We start from the raw sequence: 26,394 nt of genomic DNA, 5'->3' as shown, positions 1-26,394 counted from the left end.
GCTAGGCTTTTTATTTTTCAAAAATAGAAGAGGTTGCAAAGGGATTTCTTTCGCTGTTATAGTTACAAAACTTTCGAAACGAAATTTAAAATGACAAAACGAAACACGCAGCAGCGAAGGCATGCGATTGCAACATTGGTGCAAGAGCAGGGCGAAGTGAGTGTCGAAGAGTTAACTCAGCGTTTTGCCACATCTGAGGTAACGATTCGAAAAGACTTGGCATTACTAGAAACCAGTGGCGTTTTACTTCGTCGATATGGTGGAGCGGTTTCTCTCCCGAATGAGATGGTTGCAGAAGCCGAGTCTGATAAAGTTTCGCTTCGAAAGCAAATGATTGCACGAGTTGCCGCTGAAAGAATCCGTGATCATAATCGCGTGATTATTGATAGCGGGACGACGACCAGTGCAATGATCCCATTGTTAGGCAATAAACAAGGGTTAGTCGTGATGACAAACTCTTTAAATGTGGCTAGCCAATTGCGGGAGCTCGAAAATGAACCCATCCTCTTGATGACCGGAGGAACTTGGGATCCGCATTCCGAGTCTTTTCAAGGACAGGTGGCAGAACAAGCATTGAGATCATATGATTTTGATCAGCTGTTTATTGGCGCAGATGGTATCGATTTAGCACGTGGTACCACCACTTTTAATGAGCTAGTTGGACTTTCTCGCGTTATGGCCGAAGTGGCAAGGGAAGTGATTGTGATGGTGGAGTCAGAAAAGATTGGCCGTCGCATTCCAAATTTAGAATTGCCATGGCAAAGAATACATACACTGGTGACGGATGACGCATTAAATGATGATGCTCGTCAGCAGATTGAATCAAAAGGGGTGACGGTTATTTGTGCACCTACTTCAGCAGATACGCCTAGGAGAAAATAATATGTGTGGGATTGTTGGCGCGGTAGCGCAACGAAATATTGTTCCGGTATTAGTGGATGGTTTGAAGCGTTTGGAATACAGAGGATACGACTCTGCTGGCGTAGCCGTGTTAACGAACGGTTCTATTGAGCGCGTGCGCCGTGTTGGCCGTGTCGCGGAAATGGAAAAAGCAGCTGAAGAGATTAACTTAAACGGATTCTTAGGTATTGGCCATACCCGCTGGGCAACCCATGGCGGCGTTACCGAACCAAATGCACACCCACATGTATCGAATGGTGAGTTAGCTGTAGTACACAACGGTATTATCGAGAACCACGAAGAGAAACGGCAAGCATTAAAAGCACTTGGTTATGAATTTACTTCGCAGACAGATACGGAAGTCATTGCCCATTTGGTGCACCATCATCTCAAGTCGGCTACAAGTCTATTTGAAGCCGTTCGCTTAGCAGTGAAAGAACTGAGTGGTGCATTTGCCATTGGCGTGATTTCTGTGAAAGAACCAGAAACCCTGATTTGTGCACGAGTTGGTTGCCCGCTGTTAATTGGTCTAGGTGAGGGGGAAAACTTTGTGGCGTCTGATGTTTCTGCCGTTTTATCTGCAACCCGTCGTGTGATGTTCTTGGAAGAGGGGGATGTCGCTGAAATTACGGCGAACCAGATCACGATCGTTGACCTAGATAATCACCCTGTGGAACGTAAGGTTCATGTGTCGGATGTCTCTTTGGCTTCATTAGAGCTTGGTCCATACAATCACTTCATGCAAAAAGAGATTCATGAGCAGCCTAAAGCACTCTCTGACACTATTGAGCAAGTATTGGAAAGTGGGTTTGCGCCTTCGCTATTTGGTGATCATGCTCAGAATGTCTTTGAGCAGATTGATAGCGTGCAGATTCTTGCCTGCGGAACGAGTTATTACGCGGGCTCAGTTGCTAGGTATTGGGTAGAGGCAATCGCGGGTGTTCCTTGCTCTGTCGAAATTGCTAGCGAATATCGTTATCGTGATGTGGTCGCGAATCCAAAGTCGCTGATTGTAACGATTTCGCAAAGCGGTGAGACCTTAGATACGATGGAGGCGCTGAAGTACGCCAAATCCCTAGGTCATGAAGAAACGCTTTCTATTTGTAACGTACAGGAAAGCGCGATTCCACGCGCTAGTAAGTTGGTCTTCTATACGCGAGCAGGGGCAGAGATTGGTGTTGCTTCCACCAAGGCGTTTACCACCCAATTAATTGCATTGTTTGCACTTGCCGTGACACTGGCCAAATTTAAGGGCAAATTAACGGCTGAAAAAGAAACTGAATATCTTGAAGCATTGCGCCATTTGCCGGGCAGTGTTCAGCACGCGCTGAATTTAGAACCACAAATTAAGAGTTGGGCGGAGAAATTCTCTCCAAAAGATCATGCTTTATTCTTAGGCCGTGGGGTGCATTACCCAATTGCATTAGAAGGCGCACTGAAGTTAAAAGAGATTTCGTATATTCACGCAGAAGCATATCCCGCAGGCGAACTAAAGCATGGTCCGTTAGCACTGGTAGATGAAAAAATGCCAGTCGTTGTGATTGCGCCAAATGATGCGTTATTAGAAAAGGTGAAATCCAATATGCAAGAGGTGCGTGCCCGTGGCGGTGAATTGTTCGTCTTTGCGGATTTAGATAGCCATTTCAGTGAGTCTGAAGGTGTGCATGTTATCCGCACCCCTCGTCACGTTGGTGTATTAAGCCCTGTCTTGCATGCGATTCCTGTGCAATTGTTGGCGTATCATGCCGCCCTTCAAAAGGGAACCGATGTAGATAAGCCAAGAAACTTGGCTAAGTCGGTAACGGTTGAGTAAAAAAGTTTCATCTCTCAATGAACTTTAGAGAAACCCATGCTGCTATGCTCTTAATTAGGATATTAAGATGCTGTACTAGGCAATGCCGTGGGAGTGAATTTTATTGACTTACTCTTTATGTTTATGACTTTTCATATTTTGGGCTGCTTTTGAGTGAGGTGATTGTTAATGGCAAATAATTTAAGTGCAGACCTAATCGAAAGAATTCGAAACTATCAAATTGAAAAGAAATTACTAAAAAAATCGCATCACTTTGTTTTTGATTGCCCTCTAAATTTCAGTCGTCCGTGTCACCCAAGATATATATGGATTGGTCTTAACCCTGGAGATGACAATAGTGACTGGGAGACAACTGATCAAAAAAATGATGAGGAAACTCGAGATAGAAATTTTCAGGAGGTGTACGGTAGAAGTCGGGGTAGCAAAACAAGGATGACCAAAATGAGACATTTTTTAGGTCAAGAAGTGTTTGATCAAACTACGCATACCGAACTATTTTTTTGGTGTTCTAGAAATTTGCAAAATGATTTTGAGAAAAGATATGGTACACAATTTTCCAAATCACCACATTTAGAATTCTGTATAGAAGTTAACAAAGAGTTGGTAAACCGTATAGAACCTAGAGCAATCTTTTTTGAAAGTCTTGATCGTATAAGCATACTTCAAAAGTCATTCAGTCTCGAGAAAATTAACAGCTATCCTGCTGGAGATAGACGCGTTGATGAATACGTTATGGATGGTAAATTCAGATTGATAAACTTTGATCATTTAAGTGCTGGTCCTCCTATGTCTAAGCATAGACAAGAGGTCAGTAGAGTAGTAAGAGCCCTCATTGGCGCGGCCGCTGACAATTTGTAGGTGCTAGATTAGTAAAGTCAAAAGTCACAAAATAGATCAAGGGCGCTTAAGTCGCCCTTGATCTATTTTATTCATTCACTTGCAATGATGATTAGTTAAGCTTTTTCCATTTTTGTAATAGGTAATTGATCATCTGAAAAATCAAACACTTAATGGTGTAAATGAGACAAATGATTTTTAAAGTGAATGGATTAACCCCTATAAACTTGCGTTAAATAGTGAGGGGGTTAAAATGCGCCCCATTCTTTTGGGTTAATGGTAAATTGATGATCGATTTGTATACATGGGGAACCCCAAATGGTCGAAAAGTGTCGATCTTATTGGAGGAGTTGGGCTTAGCCTATCAAGTGTTTCCTGTGAATATTGGCGCGGGCGAGCAGTTTTCAGAAACGTTTCGTGCCTTAACACCAAATGGGAAGATCCCTGTTATTGTAGATCGCCGTAGCGCTGAACCAATGACGTTGTTTGAGAGCGGTGCAATCTTGCTGTATCTCGCAGAACAGGCGGGGCAGTTTTTACCAACGTCAGGTGCTGCTCGATATGAAGTGATGCAGTGGCTAATGTTCCAGATGGGGGGCGTTGGTCCCATGTTAGGTCAAGTGCACCATTTTTTACGAAGTGCATCGCAACCCGTTCCTTATGCGATTAATCGATACACTTCGGAGGCGCACCGGCTTTACTCGGTGATGAACCAAGTTTTAGAGAATAAGCACTATTTTGCAGAAGCTTATTCGATTGCAGATATGGCGATATTCCCTTGGGTGAGTCGTCATGAGTGGCAGCAAATTGAATTGGCAGATTTTCCGGCAGTGGCAGATTGGTTTGATCGCGTAGGGGCGAGACCGGCTGTGCAGCGTGGAATGTTGATCCCGTAATGTTGAATACTTGTGTGCAAATAGTAAACACAAGTATTAGATAACAATTTGGAGCAAATTGTATGAGTACCAATCATATTGGTGGGCAAGAAAAAGCAGCAATTCTTGCGGAAGCACTACCTTATATTCGTAGCTTCGCAGGGAAAACCGTTGTAGTGAAATACGGTGGTAATGCGATGACTGACCCTGCATTGAAAGAAGGTTTTGCTCGCGATGTGGTGATGCTAAAGCTAGTTGGGATTAACCCTGTGGTCGTTCACGGTGGTGGTCCACAAATTAATGATTTGCTATCTCGTGTTGGTAAGCAAGGTGAGTTTATTCAGGGTATGCGCGTAACAGACGCCGAAACCATGGATATTGTAGAAATGGTACTTGGTGGTTTGGTTAACAAAGAAATCGTTAGCCTAATTAACAAGCATGGTGGCCGGGCAGTGGGTCTCACTGGTAAAGATGGCGGCATGATTAAAGCAAGCAAGATGTTCTTGAAAGGGGCAACTCAAGAAGATCTAGTGGATATCGGTCAGGTGGGTGAGGTTGCCGAGATTGATCCTGAATTGGTTGCTTTACTAGATACCGCCGACTTTATTCCAGTGATTGCGCCAGTTGGTGTTGGCGAGAATGGCGAAGCATATAATATTAATGCGGATTTAGTGGCTGGTAAGTTGGCCGAAACGCTGAATGCAGAAAAGCTGATTTTGATGACTAACACGCCAGGTGTGTTGGATAAAAGTGGCAACCTGCTAACTGGGTTAACCCCAGCTAAAATTGATGCGCTGGTAGAAGACGGTACGCTATCTGGTGGCATGTTGCCAAAGATTAGTTCTGCGCTAGATGCTGCACGTGCTGGCGTGCCTTCTGTGCATATTATTGATGGCCGTGTGAAGCATGCCTTGTTGCTAGAGATTCTGACTGATGTTGGCGTAGGTACAATGATTCGTGCCAAATAAAGTAGTGACAACCCCCAACCTTTTGAACTTCGTATCCAAAAGGTTGGGTACTCCATGAGTACGATTGCACAGCACCGGCAATGGACATGGCTGTTTGATTTGGATAACACCCTGCATGATGCGAATCCGGTTATTTTTCCGCGTATCGCAGAGGCAATGACGGCCTATATCGAGACCAACCTTCAGCTAAATACCCCTGATGCACACGCATTAAGGACAAAGTACTGGTCACTCTATGGCGCGACGCTAAAAGGGCTGGTTCTTCATCATGGCGTTAACCCGCATCATTTTCTACAAGAAACGCATCAGTTTCCTGATCTATTAGATATTCTCGTGTTCGAGTCATCCCTCCGGCGTGTCTTTCATCGGCTTCCCGGGCAAAAAATTTTGTTTAGTAATGCCCCGAGACATTATGCACAAGCGGCCGTAAAAGGATTAGGCATCAAGCCGTTTTTTAATCGGATTCTGGGGTTAGAAGATGTCGGTTTTCATGCTAAACCTGGCAAAAAGGGCTATCTGCAAATCTTAAAAGAACAAAAGCTAGCCGCACACCATGTGATCATGGTTGAGGATACGCTCGAGAATTTATGGACGGCACATCAGCTTGGCATGCGGACCGTTTGGATTACGCAAAGTAAACAACACCCAAATTGGCTTGATGGTAAAATTACCCAATTAACAGGCCTAAGCAAGCTCGCTTGGGTGAGAAATTCAAAGCAAGGCGAATCACCATGTTAATCCGTAAAAAATTTGGATTTGAAAGTGCACACATTGTCCGTAACTGTTCTAGCGATCGTTGCCGTCGATCGATTCATGGACACAGTTACAAAGTTGAAGTGCTACTAGAAGCCAATGCGTTTGATAACGGCCAAATGGTGTATGACTTTGGTTTGATGAAAGGGACGATCCGCGATGTGATTGATGCGTTTGATCATGCGGTGACCTTCTGGGATAGCGATCACGAAGACTATATCGAGCTATGTAAACAGTTTTCTGCGCGTTGGATTAGCCTACCGGTGTCGCCAAGTGCAGAACAATTTAGCCGCGTCTTCTTTGTCATTATCGATGCTTTGTTAAAGCAAACCATCATGCAAAATGGTGAGCATGATGTGGTATTGCATTCTGTTATCGCCCACGAAACCGAAACCGGCTATGCACAATGCTTCCGCGCAGATGCTTATAATCCACGCATGGGTGAACTGAAGTTAGAAGACATCGTTTTTTCTGATCAAGTGCGAGCAGAATGGATGGATCCTGACATGTACGAGCGCTTAAAGCGTGGCGAATCGTTTACCAACCCAGAAGTGACGATGCAGGTGCATACGCGTGAGGATGACTAAATAGAGCCTCACTCATGACTTAATTTTAGATTTTTGCTTTCATCTTCAGATCTAAATATTGGTTAACCAATTCAATCGCCAATTTTTCAGGTGGTGTCTCAATAGCCAATGTCCGATTGGCATTGAGTTTTCTTAGTAGCTGTTCACGCTTATTTAGAAAATCACAATTTGCGGCAAATTGAATCGCCTCTTTGTCGGTATGAATAGGTGAAGTAATTTGTTGAAGTAAGCTGCTTTCTTGCAAGCTGGCAAAAATTACTAAATGCTTTTTCTGTAATAACTGTAGTGCAGGCAATAGGGTTACATCATCCTCGTCACGCAAGTTACTTAAGATAACGATGAGCGCACGTTTTTTTAGCTTTAGTGTGAGATCAATCGCTGCTTGATAATAATCTGATGTTTGAAGACTGGGCTGTAAATCAAATACTTGGTTAAGAATTAGGTTAACCGTTTTGTCGGACTTCTTTGGGGCCAAATATCGGATGTCTTGTGTGGCAAACGTGCTAAGACCGACCGCATCGCCTTGTCTAAGTGCGACATAGCTCAGTAGCAGCATGGCATTGAGTGTGTGATCAAAGTGGCTGAGATGACCATCTTGTGCCTGCATTCGTCTTCCGCAATCTAACAAAAAAACTACTTGCTGGTCTTTTTCGTCCTGATATTCTCTGGAGATTAGTTTACGCATCCGGCTGCTCGCTTTCCAGTCGATTTGCCTCCTAGAATCTCCCTCTCGATACTCTCTCAACTGACGAAAATCTAAGCCTTCCCCTCTGCGCTGCCGTACCAAAATACCTAATTGTCCGAGACGATGATCAGTGGCTAATAAGTGATATTTGACGATGGCGGCAAAGTTTGGATACACATGGATCTTCGTCGTATCACCCGCTCGAAACTGGCGCGACCAGAACCCTAAGGGTGAAAATAGTCTTAAGTCACAAGGCTCAAACTGATGGCGGCCTCGTACGACTGGGGTGGCTATATAAGTTACCGTTCCGTGTTGCCCCGGGAGGAGGCGAAGCTGACGGCGCTCACTGGTGATATCCGACTCAAATCCTTCAGGGATTGAGTCAATGAATTCACAGCGAATGGTTTGCTGGTATTGATGAGAGACATGAAGTGAGATTTCTTGTGCAATACCTAGGGCAAGTGAATGTGGGACTTCCCGCTGGATGTTGAAGTGCTTTCCTAGTCGGAAAAGAAGAGCCGCATCAATGATGGAAGCTGTTAGTAGGATACTCACAACACTCCACCAGACGATGCTGAACGTAGTCCAAATACTACATACGACGGAGAGTAGTGAGAGCCCAGCAAACATAGCGAGTAAACGACGACTAGGAGTCTGCATGTGTTTATAGCCTTGGTGCTGCGATTTGTCCGAGTAGGGCGATCAGCACGCTATCGTTTGTTTGTCCTTCAATTTCTAATTCAGGGGTTAATGCAATGCGATGTCGTAAGGCAGGAAGGGCAATGTGCTTAATATCATCGGGCAAGACAAAGTCTCTGCCGGCGAGGAGTGCGGCTGCTTTCGCGCAGCGAATTAAGGCAATCCCACCGCGCGGCCCTGCACCAACTGAAATGCCAGGGTGATTTCTGGTTGCTCTGATAATCCGGGTGGCGTATTCCACTACTTTTTCATCAACGGTTAAGCTGGCTGTTAATTGCTGGAGTGATTGAATCGCTTTTGCGGGAATAACGCTCGCCACACTAGCTGTTTCTAATTGGCTATTTGCCGCCGATTTGGTGACCTGTGCGAGCAGTTTAATTTCCTCTGCTTCTGTTGGGTAATCAATGATAACTTTTAACAAGAAGCGATCTAGTTGTGCTTCCGGTAGGGGGTAGGTTCCTTCTTGTTCTAATGGGTTTTGTGTGGCAAGTACCATAAATGGTGCCGAAAGCGCGTGAGTTTGGCCTTCAATCGTCACTTGTTGTTCTTGCATGACTTCAAGCAATGCTGATTGTGTTTTTGCCGGTGCGCGGTTGATTTCATCTGCTAACAATAAGTTAGTAAAGATGGGGCCTTTTCTTGTGGTGAATTGGCTCGTTGCCGGATCAAATAAGGTGTGTCCTGTCACGTCTGCGGGCATTAGGTCTGGTGTAAATTGAATGCGACGGAAATCCCCTTGGAAGGTTTTTGCCAACGCTTTGACTAAGAGTGTTTTTCCTAATCCAGGAACACCTTCTAGTAAAACATGCCCACCGGCAAGTAAACAAATGAGGGTTTCTTCAATGATCGTCTCTTGACCAATGACCGCTTGCCCAATTTGGCTCTTCATCGCATCAACAATTTGCTTGGCTTGCGTCAACTTGTCTGAAGATGTGTCGTTTGTATTGGCGGGTGTATTCATCTTGTTATCCTGTTTATAGCGATCGATAGACTTGTTGTAGCAAGGTCATGCTGCGTATCAATGTTTTCTTGTTGTGTGGCAACGTTTCAAAAGCGGTTTGAATTTGTTCTGATGCGATACCGGTTTTGCTAGCTAAATATGCCCATTTCTTCTCTGTTGGAAGGTAAAAGAAATCGGGGTATTTTCGCTGGATTTTGGCATTGACTCGATCAGTGACGGCTTGATGCATGGGCTGAAATGACTTGACTTTCCATAGGTAAAAACCCGTGGCCAATAAGTGTTCTTGCAGGCTGCGACGAACCGTTTCTTCACCGGATTTGATCGTGCCAAAACGAGGGATGACATACCAAAGCCACATCAAGAGGCAAAGGAAAATACTGGCTAACACTAGCGGTGTATTTTTAACCATCCAACCAAATAGAGATGGGTCATCTAAGGCCGTATTAAATATTACCGGCGCTTGTGCGTAGTGAAGCGTTGCTAGTCGATTGAGCAAAATGGCATGGTCAAAATCACCGATGTCGTCATTTGAAAATATCCATGTTTCAAAAGCTAAAGTGGTGACAAAGCCTTTGCCATATGGCTGATCGATCAACCATCGAGCCTCTTTCTTGCCCACCTTGGAAAGTGGAACAGGATTTCCGTATTGATCTGATATCCAAATTTCTTGACCAATAGCTGCATCATTGATGATCAGGGCTGATGCCAAGCACTGATATTTCTCTCTCTCTATACTGTTTGGTCGTTCATTTCTTTTTGATGCGGGTGTAGTTTGCTGCTCTACGCCCAAATGTTGATAAAGTTTGGCGCCTGAGTAGTTGATGGGAAGTATGAGGTGCCCACCGTTGCGAATCCAATTTAATAATTGGTATTGGTCTTTATCCTCGAGTAAATATCCCCATCCATCATCTAAAAACAACACCGCCTTTTGTGGTAAATGCTGTATCGCCGCTCTATCATTTGCTTCAATGACGCTACGATTTCTTTTTATCAGTAGCTTGGTGGCTGCATAGCGGGAGTTTCTCGCTACCTCGGGATGCGCCCGCTCTTTTTCATAGTGTGTTTGCCAAACCAAATGTTGGGTTATCCAAAAGCCGCTTAAGCCCATTAGTGTGACAAGAAAGACTAAGCCGATCTTTTTCATTGCGGCGTACTCTTCTTAAAATGGGTAGGCCATGCCTTGGCAAGTGATATCAGTTGCTCTTTCGGTATCGTTTGATGTCCGTAAGCAATTTTTTGCCAGCCGTTGACTAGTTGCGCGAAGTAATTTCCCTGTGCCTGATGTAGTTTTTGGACACGACGAACACAGTCTCCTTCGGTATCTCCCGGGCGAATCAAGAGTCCGTTGTCTAGCCAATAAATGAGTGCTGCTCGATATAGCAGGCTAAGTGCAGCTCTAAAATCGTTATTTTCAATTAGCGCTAAAGCAGTTGCCTCTACATCTTCTGGCAAGTTTTCGGGGGCGACATCTAAACCAAATAGCGTGGTGAGATTGGATGAGTTGGATTGGCTATTTCGCCAGTCAGCTTGGTTAACATAGCGGAAGAATCGGATCACTAAGTAAGTGATAAAGCCAGCCCCGATAATCCAAATAAAAATTCGAAATCCGGAGGCAAATTGCTTGCCTGAATTTTCCAACCAATCATTATGTTCATAATGAATGTTGGCGGGCTCTTCATTATCGTTACGCCACTCTAATTCACTCTTTGCCACGTATCGACCAAATTCTGGCTGAGCTAAGATCTCCCGTATTTCTTGGCGAATAGTGGCGTCTTCTACAGGATCGGCCTGAGCTACCTTCGGCAGGAGCGACGTCGTCATGCATATGCAAACAACGAAGATCGAAAGTAGTGTATTGGTGTGCTTTTGGAGTCGTTGCCCTATTTTTGCTAATTTATGCTGTAAGTCCCACGCTTCTAATTCGGTACGTTTTTGCAGGTAAAGCGCAAATCCACCCGCTGTAAAAAAGGGGACAAACAGCGCATCGATTGTGACAAACAAACTAGCTAAAAAGAGCTCAACATAAACAGTTTGTTGGCTATCTGCTGCCACCCTCCACCAAGATTTGTTACTTTCGATTGGAGTGAGCCAACTAATCAGGAAAAACAAACCGCCATATAAAAATAGTTGGGCATTCGCTAGCGACAGCCCTAAACCGACGGCAATGACTCGTTTGCCAGATAACAGTAGTTTTCGACGTTGACGACGTGCTTTTCCCCTTTGCCCTTCTAATTGTTTAATCGGCAAATGGATGCTTCTGGCTGGAGAGATTCGATCCCATAGCAAATCGACTAATAATCCGGTTTTAAAGATTAAAAAAGGTAGCCGCTTAATCACTATTTTTAATGAAGGGGGAGAGGAAAAAAGTGCATCAGCTAAGACGTTTAAAATAATTCGTTCTTGAATGGGTTTTAGCCACCAAATGGCAAATAAGTAGATGGCCATATTTTCTTGGCCAAAGAACCATGTACAACCGGCTAAGAGACAAAGAGAAAAAGGAATCCAAATGACAAGCAAGCACAGATAGATTGGTTTTGCCCATGATCTTACCATTGCGAGACCTAGATCGAGCGTTTCCCATCCTCCGCGCGATCTTAATTGGATTTGAAGGCTATTAATGTCCACGGCGTTTTCTCCCACCAAGGCATAACCAAAGCCAAACCAATGTCCAGAGTAAAACGCCGACGCTATATTTAACCCAAGGGCTAACCCATACTTGCGCTGACCAAAAGGCTTCTATAAATGCGGCCAGAAAGGTAAGTGTTGCAGCGCCTATAACAAGCACAACGGCTGGTCGCGCTGCATTTTTTAAGGCATTTTTTCTTGATAATCGTTTAGGAGAAATGAGTGAGTAGCCTAGTTTTAGCCCGCCAGCCCCCGCTAAGACAATGCCCGTTAGTTCAGGTCCGCTATGCCCAGCCACAAAGCTCCAGAACGTAGTGGTATAACCTATTTGGGTGAGATGTCCTGCAACTGCTCCGATGATAAACCCGTTGTAAGCAGTAAAGAAAATAGAGCCTAGCCCGAAAAATAGCCCGGTTGCAAAACACTGAAAATCAATTCGGATGTTGTTCCAAATGTAGATGCCCCACATCACCATATCATTGCTTGCTTCACGATCAAACCCTGATACTTCATTACCTGGTTTATACATTTGTTCCATGGATGAAATCGTATCGTGGCTGATGATGTAAATGACAAAATCTGGTCTAAATTGCAAAAGTACAATTAAGAAAATGAGAGGAATAAAGAAAAGCCCTGCACTGACCGCGTTTACTTTCCATTCTCTACGAAACGTCTGCGGAATTTCAGATTTAAAAAAGGTCAGTATGGATTGCTGTGTTTCATTTACCCCGCCGTAGAGTGCTTGATGACCTTGTTCGACAAGACGATGGAGTTCTTCAATTAGGCTGGTGCTGTAATAGCGATCTTTTGCTATGGATAATTGTTGGCACAGCGCACGATATTTTTCAGGGAAGGCACCATCAGCAAAAGTAACGGTTTCTCCGGATTTTTTTTTCTTCTTGTCGACCCAGTTTGCAAAGGCTTCCCATTCTATTCGGTGCTTTGCCTCGAACTCTGCTTGCTTCATTCTTTTTTACCAATTAAAAAATTGGCAATCTTCAATAGCTGATCTTTTGCCGGGGTTGCATCTGTAGTTGAAATGAGAGGGCTGGTTAATGCAGCTAATTCATTGGCACGTTCGTTTGTAAGGCGCATAGATCGATAAGCAAAGTCGATGATCACTTGTTGTTCATCTGGCGTAATCGGGAGTGTGGGGGCGACCGCCGTTTGTGGGAAATCCATGTGGGAGAGTGGTTTTGTTTTTTTTGCCCGATAAACCACTAATGTACCAGCGGCAATATCGCCAACGCGTTGGAACTGCCCACTAATTAAGCAACTAATCAGACCAATTGCGTAAAAACCGGGTAGAAAATCCACTGGCCAGAGTAAATTACGAGTAAGAGAACTCCGCCAATCCACCGGGGTGCCATTGGTGCGAACCACTTTGATGCCAACTAATTTCTTTCCTAGTGTGGCACCGTTAAAGAGCATCTCTAATAAAGAAGGATATAGCCACTCGATAAAGAAAATGAAAATGAGGAAAAAACCAAAGCCCGCTTCACCAACTGTACTGATTGCGCTGGCAAACCAGACATAGAGCGCGAAGCGAATAATTACATCGACCAGCCATGCAACGCCTCTGACAAGCGGTCCAGCAGGCCGAACTTCTAGCAACACCCCCTCAGGTGTTTGTAACTTGAGGAGGGTGTCTATTTGAATTGGTTGGGTTGGCAAAATAAAGTCTTATAGATAAATTTGTTTGTAACAAGCGTACAAACTGCCAATCAATACCGGGATGGAAATCAGTAAACCAAGACCAAATGGCAGCATGGACACGATTAGCATAATGCCACTGATAATGCCAAAAACAATGAATGGTAGGATGTTTTTCCAAACACCTGCAAAGCTCGCTTTAATGGCATCCATTGGCGCGACGTCATGCAATACGACCAGCACAGGGGCGAATAAAATGCATGAGTACACCATGAAACCAATAATAAATGAGACAAAAATCAGGATTAGGAAAGAGAAACTTAACCCACTCATCAATGCAAACATCCCTGCTGGATTATTGCCTGAGAGGGCGGATAAACCACCGGTAAACAGACTTCCACCAATGAAAATCATGGCTAATACACCCATGACTGCCATCATGACAATGGATAGGACAATTTGAATCACACCAATCACAATCAGTTGTGAGGCATGTGTTTGCAGGCCTGCAAAAAGATGATTCACAGAAAGTGATTCGCCATCATCAATTGCTCTGCATCCCACCATAAAGCCAGCAATTAGTACGGCGGAAACGATCGGTTGAATTAAAAAGTTAAGAAACGGAATGATTCCCGCTACTGCCATAACAATGAAGAAAATAATGAGGTTGGCAATCCAAATGCCTGGTGCTGCTTTGAATAGCGCCCATCCTTCCCCAATCCAACTGACGCCATCTCCTGCGGAGACTGTGTTGCCTGTTAGATTTAAGTTGCCGATCGATTCATAGGCATTACGTTCCTCGATGACAGCCTGAGGAGGTTGGTATGGATTCTGACTAGACATGATTGCCCCTTGTTCGATTTGCCAAATTGGCTTTTTAAATGGTTAAAACGTGTAAACGCCAACCACAAAGACAAGAGGATAACGATAAAGTCATATTTTGCCAATAGCATATTTATGGTAATGCTGAGTGAAAAACGAGGATGGTTAGCAACAAGATCAGTGATTCACAGACCTCAATGCCTGCGCCAAGGCAGTCTCCCGTCACACCATGAATTTTTTGTTTCAGATACTGCTGCCAAATGGGCAATGTGAGTAATGCAAGCACTAATAGTGGGTGAATGTATGCAGCCAAGGCTGCTAAGGTAAACCCCCAGAAAATAATAATGGGGTAGCGAATGTTCCAGGCAAATTGCTCTGCCATGCCGCCGCCTAAAGGAGGGAGGGTTTTACTCCAATAAAGTGGGCCGATTCTGGTGATAGCAGGGATAAGGATAAGTAATGGTGTGGCGTGTTGAAGCGTAATTAAATAGATAAGGCAAAGCTTTGTGGTGATTTGAATGATGAGCGTGATGACACCAAAGCTACCTAGGTGAGGATCTTTTAAGACGGCAAGGAAGCGCTCGGGTGAGCGGTGTGACGCACCTAGTGCGTCAGCGAGATCCGCTAATCCATCTAGATGTAATCCACCTGTAATCCATGCCCAAGTAATCAATGTCATGAGGGCGGCAAATAGCGGATGAATGGACTGCCCTGTCATATTCACGCCATACAAAATCAGACCAATCAATAAACCGACGGCAGGAAACCACGCAGCAGATTGGCTGAGTAAGCTTGGGTGAAAATCTTTGATCGTTGGCGTCGGTAGCCGAGTGAGAAATTGGATTGCCAGGCACAGTGTTTTTAGGGATTTTGGCATTGCGTCAACTCGTTAATGAGCGATGAATCAATAAAGTGTGAATTTAATACAACTGACGAGTCAGTTGCGCGATGATGAAAGATTTTCACGCAAGATTATTGTTATAATGCAAGAAATTCAAGGTGCTAAGCGTCATTATACGTTTAGTTAAACGGGAAATCGGTGAAATACCGATGCTGCCCCTGCAACGGTAATAAAGTGTGGGTCTTCATTTATGTCACTGCGCAATGCGTGGGAAGGCGGAGATCAAGTCTTTAGAGCCCGGATACCGGCCTTGTTCAGCCTACAAAAATATAAAGGCTGCAGTTATCGCTCGGCAGGGTGCACGAGGCGGGATGTCATTCGCCTCGCGATGCCGCGAGCCTTTGTCGTTCCTATCGTTTTCTCTGCTGGTTTGTTTATCTGGTAATGAATAACCATTACCACAGGGAGAATGTTGTGAAGTTTCGTCCAGTTGTCTTTCCTTTCTTTTTATCTGTAATTGCCGCTAGCGTACAAGCTTACGCAGATGATGTTGTTGAATTGCCAGAAACCGTCATTACCGCGACTAAAGTACCAACCCCAAAAACAGGGTTGGCTGCACTGACCACCGTGATTACCGCGGAAGAAATTCAGAAGAGCCCAGCGCAAACTCTTAGTACTTTGCTTAGCATGCAAGCTGGTGTAAATGTTCGCTCATTAGATAGTTCTTCTAATGCAAGTATTGACATGGGGGGGTTTGGCTCAACAGGTTCTTACAATACTTTGATTTTGGTAAATGGTGTTTCGCAGGTAGAAAACGATCTTTCAGCACCAAGGATTTCTCAAATTTCTTTGGATACGATTGAAAGAATCGAAATTGTTCGAGGAAGTGGGGCTGTCCAGTATGGTGGCGGTGCTACGGGTGGTGTGATTAATATCATCACTAAATCAGCTTTAAAGTCGCAACCAAAACTTGCTGTTTCTGTCTCTGGTGGTAGTCATCACTTACAAGAGCTTTCTGCTAACTTTAATGTTCAGTCAGACACACTTGGTTGGACTGTGAATGCTGATCAATTTGACACTAATAACTATAGAAAAAATAACGCAGAACATAGAAAAACAGTTCAATCCGTATTGAGTCTAAAAGGTAGTGACAGTCGTTTGGATTTAACTGTAGAAAAAAGTAATATTGATCAACGGTTACCTGGTTCTCTTAGTTACTCGGAGTGGGAAGCTGACCCTAGGAAAACTAACAACCCAACCGAATGGTATGCTGTCGACTCACAATTTCAAAATCTTCATTATGAAACAGGATCTGATAAATTCATGATGTTGGTAGATGCCTCTCATCGTGAAAAAGATGCTTTGTTCTATCAGAGTTCATCACTAAGTAGATACGCTTACCAATCTAATGAGTTGACCCCACGGGCTAGAATTAATTCTGAATTGAGTAATGGCAGCAAAAATAGCCTTGTTGTTGGCGTAGATATTAAATCCAATAAAAACCTGGGTAAAACAAGCTACAGCACAACTGATGGCGTTCAACGGCAGTATGGGGTTTATGCAGATAACACGCTTTCGCTTGTAGATGGAACCGAATTAAAAGGTGGTTTGCGACTTCAACGTGTTGATAGCACACTTAACTCCAAAGAGGCTGTAAATAACCTAAATGCATGGCAATTTGCTGTTGATAAGCCACTAGGTAGTGGACTTGGCGTTTACGCAAAAGTAGGCAAGAGCTTCCGTGTGGCTACGTCTGATGAGCAAAACCCAGATTACACTCCAGATGGCAATCCTCTTAAGCCCCAAACCTCGAAAGACTATGAGTTTGGAACACATTGGGCTAGTGATAAATCAGAGTTAAAAGTGTCTGTATTTAGAAACGATGTGAAGAATGAAATTCACTATAACCCACAAGCATCTAATAATTCGAGTGGTACAGGGGCAAATGTGAACTTGGCTCCGACGCTTCACCAAGGATTGGTATTTGGCTATAAGTATCAAGCATTGCCAGAGTTGGCGCTGACGGCTAATGCCACACTGCAGAGTGCGAAGTTCAAGTCTGATGGTGCGGGCTCAACCCAAATAGCAGGGAAATATATTCCATTAGTTCCTAAAAAAATGCTGAACTTAGGGTTGAGTTGGAAAGTAAATGCCAACACAACCCTAGATACTAATATTCATTATGTATCAAAGCAGTACATGGATGGGGATGAAAAGAATACCCTAGCGTATAAAATGCCAAGTTATACGCTAGTAAATGTAGCGATTGGACAGAAGTGGAAGGATTGGGGATGGAAGTTCTCAGTAAATAATTTGTTTAATAAGCAATATTTGGCGTATGCCTCTTCTTATACAACATCAACCTACGTGTACTCAGGGCAAGGCCGTTCTGCTGTATTGTCATTAAACTACCAGTTCCAATAATTACATGTCCTCTACACTCATCCTTGGTGGTCGCCGAAGTGGGAAAAGTCGGCGCGCGCAAGCGCTGGCTGAAGCTTATTCCGATGTGGTGTATATTGCCACGGCGACGGCTTGGGATGAGGAGATGGTGGAGCGAATTGCTCACCATCAATCAGATAGGCCAAGTAGTTGGAAAACGGTTGAGTCTCCCTTGTTGTTAGCGGAAACCCTGCTTGAGTATGATCACTCAGGGCGATGCTTGCTAGTCGATTGTTTAACGCTCTGGCAAACTAATTTACTGCTATTGGATAATCCTCAGTTAATGCGGCAAGAAGTGAAGGCTTTGCAAGCGCTCTTGCCTAAGCTGAGCGCAGAAGTATTGTTGGTGAGTAATGAGGTGGGGTGGAGTATTGTCCCTGAAAATGCGCTTGCGAGGCAGTTTGCTGATGAAGTTGGCCGTTTGCACCAGCAATTGGCAGCTTGTTGCAATCGGGTAGAATTAGTTGTCGCTGGTATCCCTGTAACGATTAAAGCAGAAGAAAAGTAGATCGATGAACTGGATTTTTGAGCGGGCAAAGCCGTTTAGCCAAGATGCGAAAATGAGTGCCTTGCGTCGTCAGCTGCAATTGACTAAACCGCAAGGTTCACTTGGTGAGCTTGAAAGTCTGGTTGTCCACTTGGCGGGGTTACAAGGTGTAGATCGGCCACATATTCGAGCACCTTGGGTCACCATTTTTGCTGCGGACCATGGCATTGCAACAGAAGGCGTTTCTGCTTATCCGCAGGAAGTGACTTTTCAAATGGTGGCTAACTTTGCTGCAGGCGGTGCCGCAGCGAGTGTTTTAGCGAAGCAGCATAATGCAAGATTTGAAATTGTCGATGTCGGCGTGATTGGCGATACTTCCGTGTTTCCGAGTGTATTTGTACAAAAAGTGGCTGCGGGTACGCAAAATTGTTTACATCATGCCGCGATGACAGATTTGCAATTGAAGCAGGCGATGAAAGCTGGGGCAGAAGCTGCTGCGCGTGCTCAGGCAGGTTATGCCGATTTGTTTATTGCCGGTGAAATGGGGATTGGCAATACAACCATTGCGAGCGCGCTTCTTGCTGCGCTAGCAAACGTACCTATCGAACAAGTAACAGGTGCAGGAACGGGTATTTCTTCAGAAAAAATTGCATATAAGCAATCAGTCATTCAGAAGATTCTTTCGTGCCATTCACACTCTCTATCAGTGACGGAAAAACTGGCTGCGATGGGAGGGTTTGAGGTTGTCGCAATGGCAGGCGCGTATATTCGCGCCGCTCAATTGGGGATGCCTATTCTTGTCGATGGATTTATTAGTTCAGTGGCAGCGCTTTACGCCTGTAATATCAATCATTCTGTTAGAGAGTGGCTGTTTTTTGGGCATTTGTCAGATGAGCGAGCTCATCAATTAGTCCTAGATCTAATGGGGGCTAAGCCAATGTTGGCTCTCAATATGCGTTTAGGCGAGGCAAGTGGTGCCTTAATGGCATTGCCAATTCTTCGATTGGCGTGTGAATTACATGAACAGATGGCGACTTTTGCAGAGGCCGGTGTTGCGAATAAGGAAACATAGAGATGTCCGTTGAACAGTTGGATGCCGAGAAAGCTGCAAGATACGCCGCCAGAATGGCACGCAAAAAAGCAATTATCGATAAGAAGATTGCAAGTGCAGATCAAGACACTGGGCTTTTGCTGGTATTAACTGGCAATGGAAAAGGGAAGTCCTCTTCCGCTTTTGGCATGGTGGCAAGAGCACTTGGTCATGGGTTAAACGTTGGCGTTGTCCAATTTATTAAAGGTAGAACCGATACCGGAGAAGAAGCGTTTCTCTCTAAGCAAGCTGGTGTGGAATGGCATGTGATGGGGGATGGGTTTACATGGGAAACACAAAACTTAGCCCAGGATAAAGCCAAGGCCGAAGCAGCTTGGGAACTTGCAAAAAAAATGCTGCAAAGTGATCAATATGATTTGGTTGTTTTGGATGAACTCACATATTGCATTCAATATGGTTTCTTAGACGCGCAGGTTGTTCGGTCTGATTTGCTCAGTCGTCCAGAAATGCAGCATGTAGTGGTCACAGGGCGCGGCGCACAACCTATCTTGATAGAGATTGCTGATACTGTCACTGAAATGTCTGCCGAGAAACATGCGTATGAGGCAGGTATTCGCGCCCAAAAAGGTGTGGAGTGGTAATTCGGATTCTCACTCTTCTCCTGTGCTTTTGGGCGTCTGTTGCCAGGGCTCAGGTTTCAGTGGTCGATGGTGTTGGCAACCAAGTGGTGCTTAAGTCGCCTGCTAAAAGGGTGGTCACGCTGGCACCACACTTAACCGAGCATCTGTTTGCAATCGGTGCAGGTACCACTATCGTGGGTACGGTGGATTATAGTGATTTTCCAGCCGAGGCTAATCAAATCCCCAGGGTGGGCGGATATTCTGGGTGGGATCTTGAAAGAATTACCGCCCTTAAACCAGATCTTATCTTGGCTTGGTATTCTGGGAACCCGAATAACCAACTCGAACAACTAAAGAAATTAGGGGTTCCGATCTTTTTTGATCATGCGAAGGTCTTAAAAGACATCCCTACCGTGATGAAAAAGTTAGGCGTGCTAACTGGGCAAGAGGCTAACGCGACACAGCTCGCAAATCACTTCTCTAGCCAACTCCTCCAATTAACTAATCGCTATCAACTTGCCAAAAAAGTGCGAGTTTTTTATCAGGTTTGGCAAAAGCCACTTATGACGATTAATGATCTGCAAATCATTTCAGATGCGATTCGTTTATGTGGCGGGGTGAATGTATTTGGCTCTGCGCCAAGCTTAGTGCCAACAATTGACGAAGAGGCCGTCATTTTTAAAAAACCGGAGCTCATTGCCACGAGTGGCGGTGAGGAGGCGAATGTTCTGGATCGCTGGAAAAAATGGTCTGTGATCCCCGCTGTAGCAAACCATCATTTAGAGGTGTTGCCAAAAGATATTTTAGTGCGCTTAGGACCTAGAATGCTCGCGGGAACGGAGTCGATGTGCCAAGCTATCGAGCGAGCGAGGAAATGAGCCTCTCCCGTCGTTTATTCTGGCTGTTGACGCTAAGCCTGTGTTGGTTGGTTGCTGCTGCGATTAGCTTAACGGTAGGCAGTAGTGGTTTGTGGTCATGGTGGGACACATCATCCACTAATGAAATGACCTCAATGATGCTGGCGCTTCGGATGCCTAGAACGCTGGCGGCACTTGGCGTGGGGGCGCTATTAGCTATTGCTGGTTGCATGCAGCAAGTGCTATTGAGAAACCCTCAGGCAGACCCTTATATTTTAGGGACAGCTGGTGCTGCTGGAGTTGGGGCATTGCTTGGTATGCTATTCCAGTTTCCAAATGCGCTAATTCCTTGGTTAGCCGGGCTGGGGGCGTTAATTAGTATTTTTTGCGTATTTGCATTAGCGGGGCAAGATCGAAGCAGTGCGCAAACCAAAGTCCTACTGACAGGAATTGCGTTGTCCTCTTTCTGTGTGGCCATCACTTCTTTGTTATTGAGTTTGGCGCCCGATGATCGTTTACGCGGGATGATCTTTTGGTTGCTGGGGGATATCTCTGGCGCAGAGGGTGGCAAAAGTTTGGCCGTTGCTTTGATTTTGATAATGGTCGTTTGGCCATTCTCAAGAGATTTAAACAGACTCTCTTCGGGCGTCATGCAAGCCCATTCCCTTGGGATCAACCTACAAAAACTCCGTTATTTTTTATATGTCATTGTGGCGATGGCAACTGCTGTTGCCGTCATTACTGCTGGTGCTGTTGGCTTTGTTGGGCTAATTATTCCTCACGCCCTTCGGATGCTTATCGGGCATGATCACCGATACCTCATTCCTGCGAGTGCATTGGCTGGTGGAACATTGCTGGTCTTGGCGGATACATTGGGTCGTACCATCATTGCGCCACAACAAATCCCTGTCGGGGTAATTACGGCCTTAATTGGTGTGCCGGTGTTTCTTTGGATGCTGAGAAAAAAATGGCATCAGTAAACTTGAATATTACCTGTGAAAATTTGTCTCTGATTCAGCATCAACGCTGTTTACTGCGATCTCTAAACCTTACCTTTCATGAGGGTGAGGCATGGATGATATTAGGCGAAAATGGTGTTGGCAAAAGCACCCTGCTATCTGTTTTAGCTGGTTGGCAAGCATCTGCATTTGGGGTCGTTAAGTTAGCTGACCAAGTTTTGCATCAAATAAATGGCAAAGATCGGGCAAAAACGTTAGCGTGGCTTCCGCAACAAGATGAATACCCATTTCCTGAAACGGTGATGGAGAGAGTGCTTTCAGGCCGTCACCCATACCAGTCTAAATGGCATCTTGATTCTGAGTTTGATTATGCAATTGCAACGGATGCATTAAAAAAGCTAGACCTTCTCCCTCTCAAAAATCAGGATTTATCGACCCTTTCTGGCGGCGAACGTCGGCGCACCTCCTTAGCCGCGATACTTTCACAGCAAACGAAATGGTTGTTGCTAGATGAACCGATGTCTCAGCTAGATATTCGTCATCAACAACAATTGATTTCCATTTTTCGAGCGTGTCGCGAAAATGGTCAGTCCATCATCGCGGTTGGCCATGAGCCCAATCATGCGCAAGCGTTTGCTAGCCATGTCTTACTCATTGGGACAGATGGTAGTTGGCAAGCGGGCTCCGTCGAAGAGGTTTTAACCGCGGCCAATTTGAGTAAGATTTATCATACCGAGATTGAGGCTTGGGAAAAAAATGGTGAGAGGCGTTTTGTTCCATGCCTTTCACGTTAATTCGTCATCCAAAATGCGTACATGCAGAAGGCATTTGCTATGGCCATCTAGATTTACCTGCAGATTCACTATATCTAAAGCAGCATCTTCCGCAGTTGTTAGCTGCACTTCCATCTGACTTCCTATTAATGTCTAGTCCCTCTAGTCGATGCCAAAAATTGGCAGAAGAAATTGCTAGGGAAAAGAGTGTTTCTATCTCCACGTCAGAACTGCTGAGAGAATTATATTTTGGATATTGGGAAGGACGTGCTTGGGAGAGCATTTCTGTGGAGGAATTAGATGCATGGGCACAAGATATTTGGGGCTATTGTCCGGGTGATGGGGAATCAGCCTCTTCATTAAAAGACCGATGCCTTCAGTTCCTTGCTTGGATGCAGCAGCAGCCAATAACAAAAGATATTGTCGTGATTTCTCATGCTGGGTTTATTCGCATGTGCCTTTCTTTGCTTGGGAAAATTTCACCGGACGAGCAATGGACTTATCCCATTGCTTACATGCATCCCTATCTCATAGAAGAATTCGTTTAATGCCAACCATTATGATTCAAGGGTGTACCTCTGATGCCGGGAAAAGTACGATGGTTGCGGCATTGTGCCGTGTGCTCGCTAAACATTCTCTACGTGTTACCCCCTTTAAACCACAAAATATGGCTTTAAATAGTGCGGTAACGATTGATGGTGGTGAAATTGGCCGTGCGCAAGCTTTTCAAGCCTTGGCTGCGGGCATTCCTGCACATTCGGATCAAAACCCTGTATTACTCAAACCTACTTCGGATTGTATGGCCCAAGTCATAATCCAAGGAAAGGTACTAGGCAATTTAAATGCAATTGACTATCACGAGTATAAAAAAACCGCAAAAAATGCGGTCATGGATTCTTGGCAACGCCTTTCTTCCCTGTTTGACTGGGTCGCAGTCGAAGGGGCGGGTAGCCCTGCTGAAGTGAACCTTCGTGAAGGTGATATTGCGAATATGGGCTTCGCGGAAGAGGTTGATTGCCCTGTCTGGTTAGTCGCAGATATTGATCGTGGCGGAGTTTTTGCTCATATCATTGGCACGCTAGCTTGTTTGTCTGAGTCAGAGCAAGCCAGAATTCAAGGGTTTATCATTAACCGATTTCGTGGGGATATTGCTCTGCTTGAACCGGGTATTACCTGGCTAGAGGAAAAGACGAATAAGCCCGTGCTCGCCGTCATTCCCTATCTGCATGGTCTGACGATTGCTGCGGAAGATGCTATCCAAACCGAACATCAAGGGGATGGAAAATTTCGCATCTTGGTACTGACGCTACCGCATATTTCTAATCATACCGATTTTGACCCGCTTCGTTTGCATCCTGAAGTGACACTTACATTTAGCACGCCAGAGCAACCATTGCCCTCAGCCGACTTAATCATTATTCCCGGCTCCAAAAATACAAGGAGTGATCTCGCCTGGCTAAAGCATTTTCATTACGATGCTGCGATTACTCGGCATCTTCGTTATGGTGGAAAGGTGATCGGCATTTGTGGTGGTTACCAGATGCTGGGTGAATGGGTTGACGACCCCTCTGACATAGAAGGTGAGCTAGGTAGATCCGCAGGTTTATGTTTTTTACCGATTGGTACGACGCTACACCCAGTGAAACAGTTAAAAGAAGTTCAAGGGACATTAACTTTGTTAAATGAGCGAGTGCCTGTAAAAGGATATGAAATTCATCAAGGGATAAGCCAGATTTTAGAAAGTGGAACTCAACAAATTATTGAAAATACTGTAGACCAATCATACATTGGATGCCTTTCCAAGGATGAAATGATTCTTGGTACTTATCTGCATGGTGTATTCGATGACCCCAATGCTTGCCAATTACTATTGAAATGGGCAGGACTAAACGCGTCTGTCCAACCCTCAATTGACACGTTGTATGAACAGGCGATTGAAAGACTCTCTACGGCTTTCGAAACCGCGTTTGAAGAAAGGCAAAGAGGATCTTTGCTAACTTATCTGACTGGTGAGTAACTTAACTCAATAAGTTTGATTTTTTACAAAACATTCATCAATTATTCCCGATAAAGTCATTAAAATTTCTGCATAATTGCATGGAATATGCTGAAGTACTCTGCAAGTTTTTGTGAATGGAAAAAGGGGTTTCATATGAATGATGTAGCTAGCTTGTTTGACGAGGTCTTGCCACCCTTGTCTCAGCAGTTGGATACGTACTATGAAGCACTCAACTTTCTTAATATCCCTGTGTGGGTATTTGATATTGATTACCGCAGAGTATATTGGGCCAACGATTCTGCGTTGTTTGTCTGGAAAGCCGATAATCTTGAAGAGTTGCTCGCTAGGGACATGGGGGCCGACATGTCGCTTACTGTGGCACAACGCTTGGCTCAATATCAGCAGGATTTCATTTCTCAGCCAGAGTGTACGTTTACAGAGCAATGGACTTTATATCCGTTAGGGTTGCCAGTCGTGACAACGGTGATTTTTAGCGGTCATCGTTTAGCCGATGGTCGGATGGGTATGCTATGTGAGGCAAGGCCCATTGACGAACATGCGCCGGAATCTCGCCGTTCGGTAGAGGCGTTACTGCATACATCGGTGATGATTACGCTCTACTCGAGAGAAGGGATTCCCTTGTATCGTAATCCCGCCGCGAGATCTTCAACATTACACCCAGAAGAGACGCTTCAAGATCGAATTCAACATAGTAATCAGAGTTTTAGCTTATCGACGGTACTGTCTGCTAATAATTTAAGCTCATTTTCTTTACCTGTTGACACGCCTCATGGCGCAAGATGGCATGAAATATCCGCGAGAGTATGTCGTGATGCCGTATCTGGCCAAGAGGCTATCTTGGTTAGTGAAACAGATATTACTTCTGTCAAAGAAACGGAAGCGATGGCACATCATCAAGCCATGCATGATTCACTAACGGGTTTACCTAATCGAATCCATGCAATGGAGCACTTTGACCGTATCATTTCTAGTTGCGATAGTGGCAAAGTAGAAGCGGCAATGCTCTTTATTGACTTGGATCGTTTTAAAGATGTAAATGATTCGCTAGGGCACAATGCTGGGGATGAGTTACTTGTAGAAATTAGCGAGAGACTCAAAAAGGTCATTAAAAAAGATGACCTACTCGCACGGCTGGGCGGCGATGAGTTTTTAATCATGCGTGCGTGCGCTGATGTAAAAACAGAAGTACTCCGGCTAAAGGTGTTGTTGCTGAATGTGATCTCTACACCTGTGCTTATTAATGGGGTAGAGGTACGGGTAACGCCAAGTATTGGCGTTTCACTTTTCCCTAATGATGGCAATTCGATGGAGACGTTGCTAAGACATGCTGATTTAGCTATGTATTCGGCAAAAGAGGCCGGGAGAAATGGTCTTGCGTTTTATCATGCACAACTTTCCGAACAAGTGGTTAAGCGCGTTAAATTAGAAAGCGATTTGAGGCTTGCTTTTGAACGGAAAGAGTTTGTATTGCACTATCAGCCTCGCGTATCCGTGCAAACGGGGAAAATCATTGGTGTAGAGGCGCTGGTTCGGTGGTATCATCCCGAGCGCGGTTTGGTATTTCCTGACGCTTTCATTCCTATTTGTGAGTCAAATGGAATGATTCGGCAATTAGGCAAAGAAGTATTGGACATAGCCACTAAACAGCAAGCGATTTGGGCGCAGCAAGGGCAACCGATTTCCGTTGCAATCAATATCTCTCCACAACAAATTAAACACGATGGCTTCTTTGAAGAAATTGTGGAGATTGTCATGCGGAATAAATGTAACCCACGTTTAATCGAATTAGAAATTACTGAGTCGACTTTGCTAGGCAATGATCAGCAAGTTCATAACTTCTTAAGTGCGGTTGAATCAATGGGGATGTCCATTGCGCTAGATGACTTCGGGGTGGGCTATTCAAATCTGATTTATTTGCAACGTTTCCCAATTAAAACGCTAAAAATTGATAAAAGCTTTATTCAGGGTTTAGAGGAAAATAAAGCGTTGGCGAGTTTGGTTGTCTCTATGTGTCAATTAATGGGATTTACAGCGGTTGCAGAAGGGGTAGAAACTGAAGCGCAAATGAAATGGGTTGCGGAACAAGCAATCGAAGAGTATCAGGGCTATTACTTCTCTAAGCCTCTACCATTAGCAGAGATCAATCAATTACTTGCAATTCGATAG

25 protein-coding genes and 1 riboswitch are annotated in these 26,394 nt (G+C 44.7%); of the genes, 17 read left to right on the top strand and 8 right to left on the bottom strand.

The annotated features are described in order from the left end of the window. The first annotated feature begins 90 nt into the window (after positions 1 to 90). From LIN78_RS03315 to LIN78_RS03285, 7 genes are all read left to right on the top strand, one after another. Positions 91 to 882, top strand: a complete 792-nt coding sequence (locus LIN78_RS03315) for a DeoR/GlpR family DNA-binding transcription regulator (RefSeq protein WP_227178443.1) — start codon at positions 91 to 93, stop codon at positions 880 to 882. Between the two features lies 1 nt (position 883). Further along, positions 884 to 2,713 (top strand): glutamine--fructose-6-phosphate transaminase (isomerizing), encoded by a 1,830-nt coding sequence (gene glmS, locus LIN78_RS03310; protein ID WP_227178441.1) that lies wholly within the window; start codon positions 884 to 886, stop codon positions 2,711 to 2,713. Between the two features lie 168 nt (positions 2,714 to 2,881). Then, positions 2,882 to 3,571, top strand: coding sequence for a hypothetical protein (locus LIN78_RS03305; protein WP_227178440.1), 690 nt, complete (start codon positions 2,882 to 2,884; stop codon positions 3,569 to 3,571). 266 nt (positions 3,572 to 3,837) lie between these two features. Next, positions 3,838 to 4,446, top strand: a complete 609-nt coding sequence (locus LIN78_RS03300; RefSeq protein ID WP_227178439.1) for a glutathione S-transferase family protein — start codon at positions 3,838 to 3,840, stop codon at positions 4,444 to 4,446. 62 nt (positions 4,447 to 4,508) lie between these two features. Then, on the top strand, positions 4,509 to 5,393 hold the full coding sequence (gene argB / locus LIN78_RS03295) for an acetylglutamate kinase (protein WP_227178438.1): 885 nt from the start codon (positions 4,509 to 4,511) through the stop codon (positions 5,391 to 5,393). Between the two features lie 54 nt (positions 5,394 to 5,447). Next, a complete protein-coding gene (locus tag LIN78_RS03290; RefSeq protein WP_227178437.1) occupies positions 5,448 to 6,131 on the top strand; it encodes a pyrimidine 5'-nucleotidase in 684 nt (227 codons plus the stop codon). Beyond that, on the top strand, positions 6,125 to 6,733 hold the full coding sequence (locus LIN78_RS03285) for a 6-pyruvoyl trahydropterin synthase family protein (RefSeq protein WP_227178436.1): 609 nt from the start codon (positions 6,125 to 6,127) through the stop codon (positions 6,731 to 6,733). The genes LIN78_RS03290 and LIN78_RS03285 overlap by 7 nt, the downstream gene beginning before the upstream one ends. 25 nt (positions 6,734 to 6,758) lie before the next feature. Here the strand turns inward: LIN78_RS03285 and LIN78_RS03280 are convergent, their stop codons facing one another. The 8 genes from LIN78_RS03280 to cobS form a co-directional block, all read right to left on the bottom strand. Beyond that, positions 6,759 to 8,078: a DUF58 domain-containing protein gene (locus LIN78_RS03280; RefSeq protein WP_227178435.1), complete on the bottom strand. Its 1,320-nt coding sequence runs from the start codon at positions 8,076 to 8,078 to the stop codon at positions 6,759 to 6,761. A 4-nt stretch (positions 8,079 to 8,082) separates the two neighbouring features. Further along, positions 8,083 to 9,078 carry an AAA family ATPase gene (locus LIN78_RS03275; protein ID WP_227178434.1) on the bottom strand — a complete coding sequence of 332 codons (996 nt, stop codon included), beginning with the start codon at positions 9,076 to 9,078 and terminating at the stop codon, positions 8,083 to 8,085. A 13-nt stretch (positions 9,079 to 9,091) separates the two neighbouring features. Further along, positions 9,092 to 10,222 carry a DUF4350 domain-containing protein gene (locus tag LIN78_RS03270; protein ID WP_227178433.1) on the bottom strand — a complete coding sequence of 377 codons (1,131 nt, stop codon included), beginning with the start codon at positions 10,220 to 10,222 and terminating at the stop codon, positions 9,092 to 9,094. Further along, positions 10,219 to 11,703 carry a DUF4129 domain-containing protein gene (locus LIN78_RS18305; RefSeq protein WP_227178431.1) on the bottom strand — a complete coding sequence of 495 codons (1,485 nt, stop codon included), beginning with the start codon at positions 11,701 to 11,703 and terminating at the stop codon, positions 10,219 to 10,221. The genes LIN78_RS03270 and LIN78_RS18305 overlap by 4 nt, the downstream gene beginning before the upstream one ends. Next, a complete protein-coding gene (locus LIN78_RS03260) occupies positions 11,693 to 12,670 on the bottom strand; it encodes a stage II sporulation protein M (protein WP_227178429.1) in 978 nt (325 codons plus the stop codon). Before LIN78_RS03260 ends, LIN78_RS18305 begins: the two co-directional genes overlap by 11 nt. Next, the gene (locus LIN78_RS03255; protein WP_227178427.1) at positions 12,667 to 13,377 is read right to left on the bottom strand and encodes an RDD family protein; all 711 of its coding nucleotides are present in this window, start codon (positions 13,375 to 13,377) and stop codon (positions 12,667 to 12,669) included. Before LIN78_RS03255 ends, LIN78_RS03260 begins: the two co-directional genes overlap by 4 nt. A gap of 9 nt (positions 13,378 to 13,386) precedes the next feature. After that, on the bottom strand, positions 13,387 to 14,199 hold the full coding sequence (locus LIN78_RS03250) for a BPSS1780 family membrane protein (protein WP_227178425.1): 813 nt from the start codon (positions 14,197 to 14,199) through the stop codon (positions 13,387 to 13,389). Between the two features lie 112 nt (positions 14,200 to 14,311). Continuing rightward, positions 14,312 to 15,055 (bottom strand): adenosylcobinamide-GDP ribazoletransferase, encoded by a 744-nt coding sequence (gene cobS / locus LIN78_RS03245; RefSeq protein WP_227178423.1) that lies wholly within the window; start codon positions 15,053 to 15,055, stop codon positions 14,312 to 14,314. A gap of 103 nt (positions 15,056 to 15,158) precedes the next feature. Further along, a riboswitch (cobalamin riboswitch) is annotated at positions 15,159 to 15,346 on the top strand. A gap of 147 nt (positions 15,347 to 15,493) precedes the next feature. Here cobS and LIN78_RS03240 point away from each other — a divergent pair. The 10 genes from LIN78_RS03240 (at position 15,494) to LIN78_RS03195 (ending at position 26,394) form a co-directional block, all read left to right on the top strand. Beyond that, positions 15,494 to 17,443, top strand: coding sequence for a TonB-dependent receptor (locus LIN78_RS03240; protein ID WP_227178421.1), 1,950 nt, complete (start codon positions 15,494 to 15,496; stop codon positions 17,441 to 17,443). Between the two features lie 4 nt (positions 17,444 to 17,447). Then, on the top strand, positions 17,448 to 17,969 hold the full coding sequence (gene cobU, locus LIN78_RS03235; RefSeq protein ID WP_227178419.1) for a bifunctional adenosylcobinamide kinase/adenosylcobinamide-phosphate guanylyltransferase: 522 nt from the start codon (positions 17,448 to 17,450) through the stop codon (positions 17,967 to 17,969). 4 nt (positions 17,970 to 17,973) lie between these two features. Next, complete coding sequence (cobT, locus tag LIN78_RS03230; RefSeq protein WP_227178417.1) at positions 17,974 to 19,020, top strand: nicotinate-nucleotide--dimethylbenzimidazole phosphoribosyltransferase; 1,047 nt, start codon at positions 17,974 to 17,976, stop codon at positions 19,018 to 19,020. A 2-nt stretch (positions 19,021 to 19,022) separates the two neighbouring features. Beyond that, positions 19,023 to 19,640, top strand: a complete 618-nt coding sequence (cobO, locus tag LIN78_RS03225; RefSeq protein ID WP_227178415.1) for a cob(I)yrinic acid a,c-diamide adenosyltransferase — start codon at positions 19,023 to 19,025, stop codon at positions 19,638 to 19,640. Further along, entirely contained in the window at positions 19,634 to 20,497 is an 864-nt protein-coding gene (locus LIN78_RS03220) for a cobalamin-binding protein (protein ID WP_227178413.1), read from the top strand. The genes cobO and LIN78_RS03220 overlap by 7 nt, the downstream gene beginning before the upstream one ends. Next, on the top strand, positions 20,494 to 21,456 hold the full coding sequence (locus LIN78_RS03215; RefSeq protein ID WP_227178411.1) for a FecCD family ABC transporter permease: 963 nt from the start codon (positions 20,494 to 20,496) through the stop codon (positions 21,454 to 21,456). The genes LIN78_RS03220 and LIN78_RS03215 overlap by 4 nt, the downstream gene beginning before the upstream one ends. Further along, positions 21,444 to 22,229: an ABC transporter ATP-binding protein gene (locus LIN78_RS03210; RefSeq protein ID WP_227178409.1), complete on the top strand. Its 786-nt coding sequence runs from the start codon at positions 21,444 to 21,446 to the stop codon at positions 22,227 to 22,229. Before LIN78_RS03215 ends, LIN78_RS03210 begins: the two co-directional genes overlap by 13 nt. After that, positions 22,214 to 22,756: a histidine phosphatase family protein gene (locus LIN78_RS03205; protein ID WP_227178407.1), complete on the top strand. Its 543-nt coding sequence runs from the start codon at positions 22,214 to 22,216 to the stop codon at positions 22,754 to 22,756. The genes LIN78_RS03210 and LIN78_RS03205 overlap by 16 nt, the downstream gene beginning before the upstream one ends. After that, positions 22,756 to 24,225 (top strand): cobyric acid synthase, encoded by a 1,470-nt coding sequence (locus LIN78_RS03200; protein ID WP_227178406.1) that lies wholly within the window; start codon positions 22,756 to 22,758, stop codon positions 24,223 to 24,225. The genes LIN78_RS03205 and LIN78_RS03200 overlap by 1 nt, the downstream gene beginning before the upstream one ends. A 135-nt stretch (positions 24,226 to 24,360) precedes the next feature. Continuing rightward, entirely contained in the window at positions 24,361 to 26,394 is a 2,034-nt protein-coding gene (locus LIN78_RS03195; protein ID WP_227178404.1) for a putative bifunctional diguanylate cyclase/phosphodiesterase, read from the top strand.

The sequence above is a fragment of the Leeia speluncae genome (genome assembly GCF_020564625.1).
Lineage (GTDB): Bacteria > Pseudomonadota > Gammaproteobacteria > Burkholderiales > Leeiaceae > Leeia > Leeia speluncae.
The sequence above is the reverse complement of the archived record's forward strand: the minus strand, read 5'-3'. Positions and strand labels throughout refer to the sequence as shown.

Excerpts from the sequence above, each read along its gene's own strand:
- LIN78_RS03215 (WP_227178411.1), top strand. The coding sequence starts at position 20,494 with ATGAGCCTCTCCCGTCGTTTATTCTGGCTGTTGACGCTAAGCCTGTGT.
- LIN78_RS03290 (WP_227178437.1), top strand. The coding sequence starts at position 5,448 with ATGAGTACGATTGCACAGCACCGGCAATGGACATGGCTGTTTGATTTG.
- cobU (WP_227178419.1), top strand. The coding sequence starts at position 17,448 with ATGTCCTCTACACTCATCCTTGGTGGTCGCCGAAGTGGGAAAAGTCGG.
- LIN78_RS03315 (WP_227178443.1), top strand. The coding sequence starts at position 91 with ATGACAAAACGAAACACGCAGCAGCGAAGGCATGCGATTGCAACATTG.
- LIN78_RS03195 (WP_227178404.1), top strand. The coding sequence starts at position 24,361 with ATGAATGATGTAGCTAGCTTGTTTGACGAGGTCTTGCCACCCTTGTCT.
- LIN78_RS03305 (WP_227178440.1), top strand. The coding sequence starts at position 2,882 with ATGGCAAATAATTTAAGTGCAGACCTAATCGAAAGAATTCGAAACTAT.
- LIN78_RS03285 (WP_227178436.1), top strand. The coding sequence starts at position 6,125 with ATGTTAATCCGTAAAAAATTTGGATTTGAAAGTGCACACATTGTCCGT.
- LIN78_RS03260 (WP_227178429.1), bottom strand. The coding sequence starts at position 12,670 with ATGAAGCAAGCAGAGTTCGAGGCAAAGCACCGAATAGAATGGGAAGCC.
- cobS (WP_227178423.1), bottom strand. The coding sequence starts at position 15,055 with ATGCCAAAATCCCTAAAAACACTGTGCCTGGCAATCCAATTTCTCACT.
- LIN78_RS03280 (WP_227178435.1), bottom strand. The coding sequence starts at position 8,078 with ATGCAGACTCCTAGTCGTCGTTTACTCGCTATGTTTGCTGGGCTCTCA.
- argB (WP_227178438.1), top strand. The coding sequence starts at position 4,509 with ATGAGTACCAATCATATTGGTGGGCAAGAAAAAGCAGCAATTCTTGCG.
- LIN78_RS03275 (WP_227178434.1), bottom strand. The coding sequence starts at position 9,078 with ATGAATACACCCGCCAATACAAACGACACATCTTCAGACAAGTTGACG.
- LIN78_RS03200 (WP_227178406.1), top strand. The coding sequence starts at position 22,756 with ATGCCAACCATTATGATTCAAGGGTGTACCTCTGATGCCGGGAAAAGT.
- LIN78_RS03210 (WP_227178409.1), top strand. The coding sequence starts at position 21,444 with ATGGCATCAGTAAACTTGAATATTACCTGTGAAAATTTGTCTCTGATT.
- LIN78_RS03270 (WP_227178433.1), bottom strand. The coding sequence starts at position 10,222 with ATGAAAAAGATCGGCTTAGTCTTTCTTGTCACACTAATGGGCTTAAGC.
- cobT (WP_227178417.1), top strand. The coding sequence starts at position 17,974 with ATGAACTGGATTTTTGAGCGGGCAAAGCCGTTTAGCCAAGATGCGAAA.
- LIN78_RS03250 (WP_227178425.1), bottom strand. The coding sequence starts at position 14,199 with ATGTCTAGTCAGAATCCATACCAACCTCCTCAGGCTGTCATCGAGGAA.
- glmS (WP_227178441.1), top strand. The coding sequence starts at position 884 with ATGTGTGGGATTGTTGGCGCGGTAGCGCAACGAAATATTGTTCCGGTA.
- cobO (WP_227178415.1), top strand. The coding sequence starts at position 19,023 with ATGTCCGTTGAACAGTTGGATGCCGAGAAAGCTGCAAGATACGCCGCC.
- LIN78_RS03205 (WP_227178407.1), top strand. The coding sequence starts at position 22,214 with ATGCCTTTCACGTTAATTCGTCATCCAAAATGCGTACATGCAGAAGGC.
- LIN78_RS03300 (WP_227178439.1), top strand. The coding sequence starts at position 3,838 with ATGATCGATTTGTATACATGGGGAACCCCAAATGGTCGAAAAGTGTCG.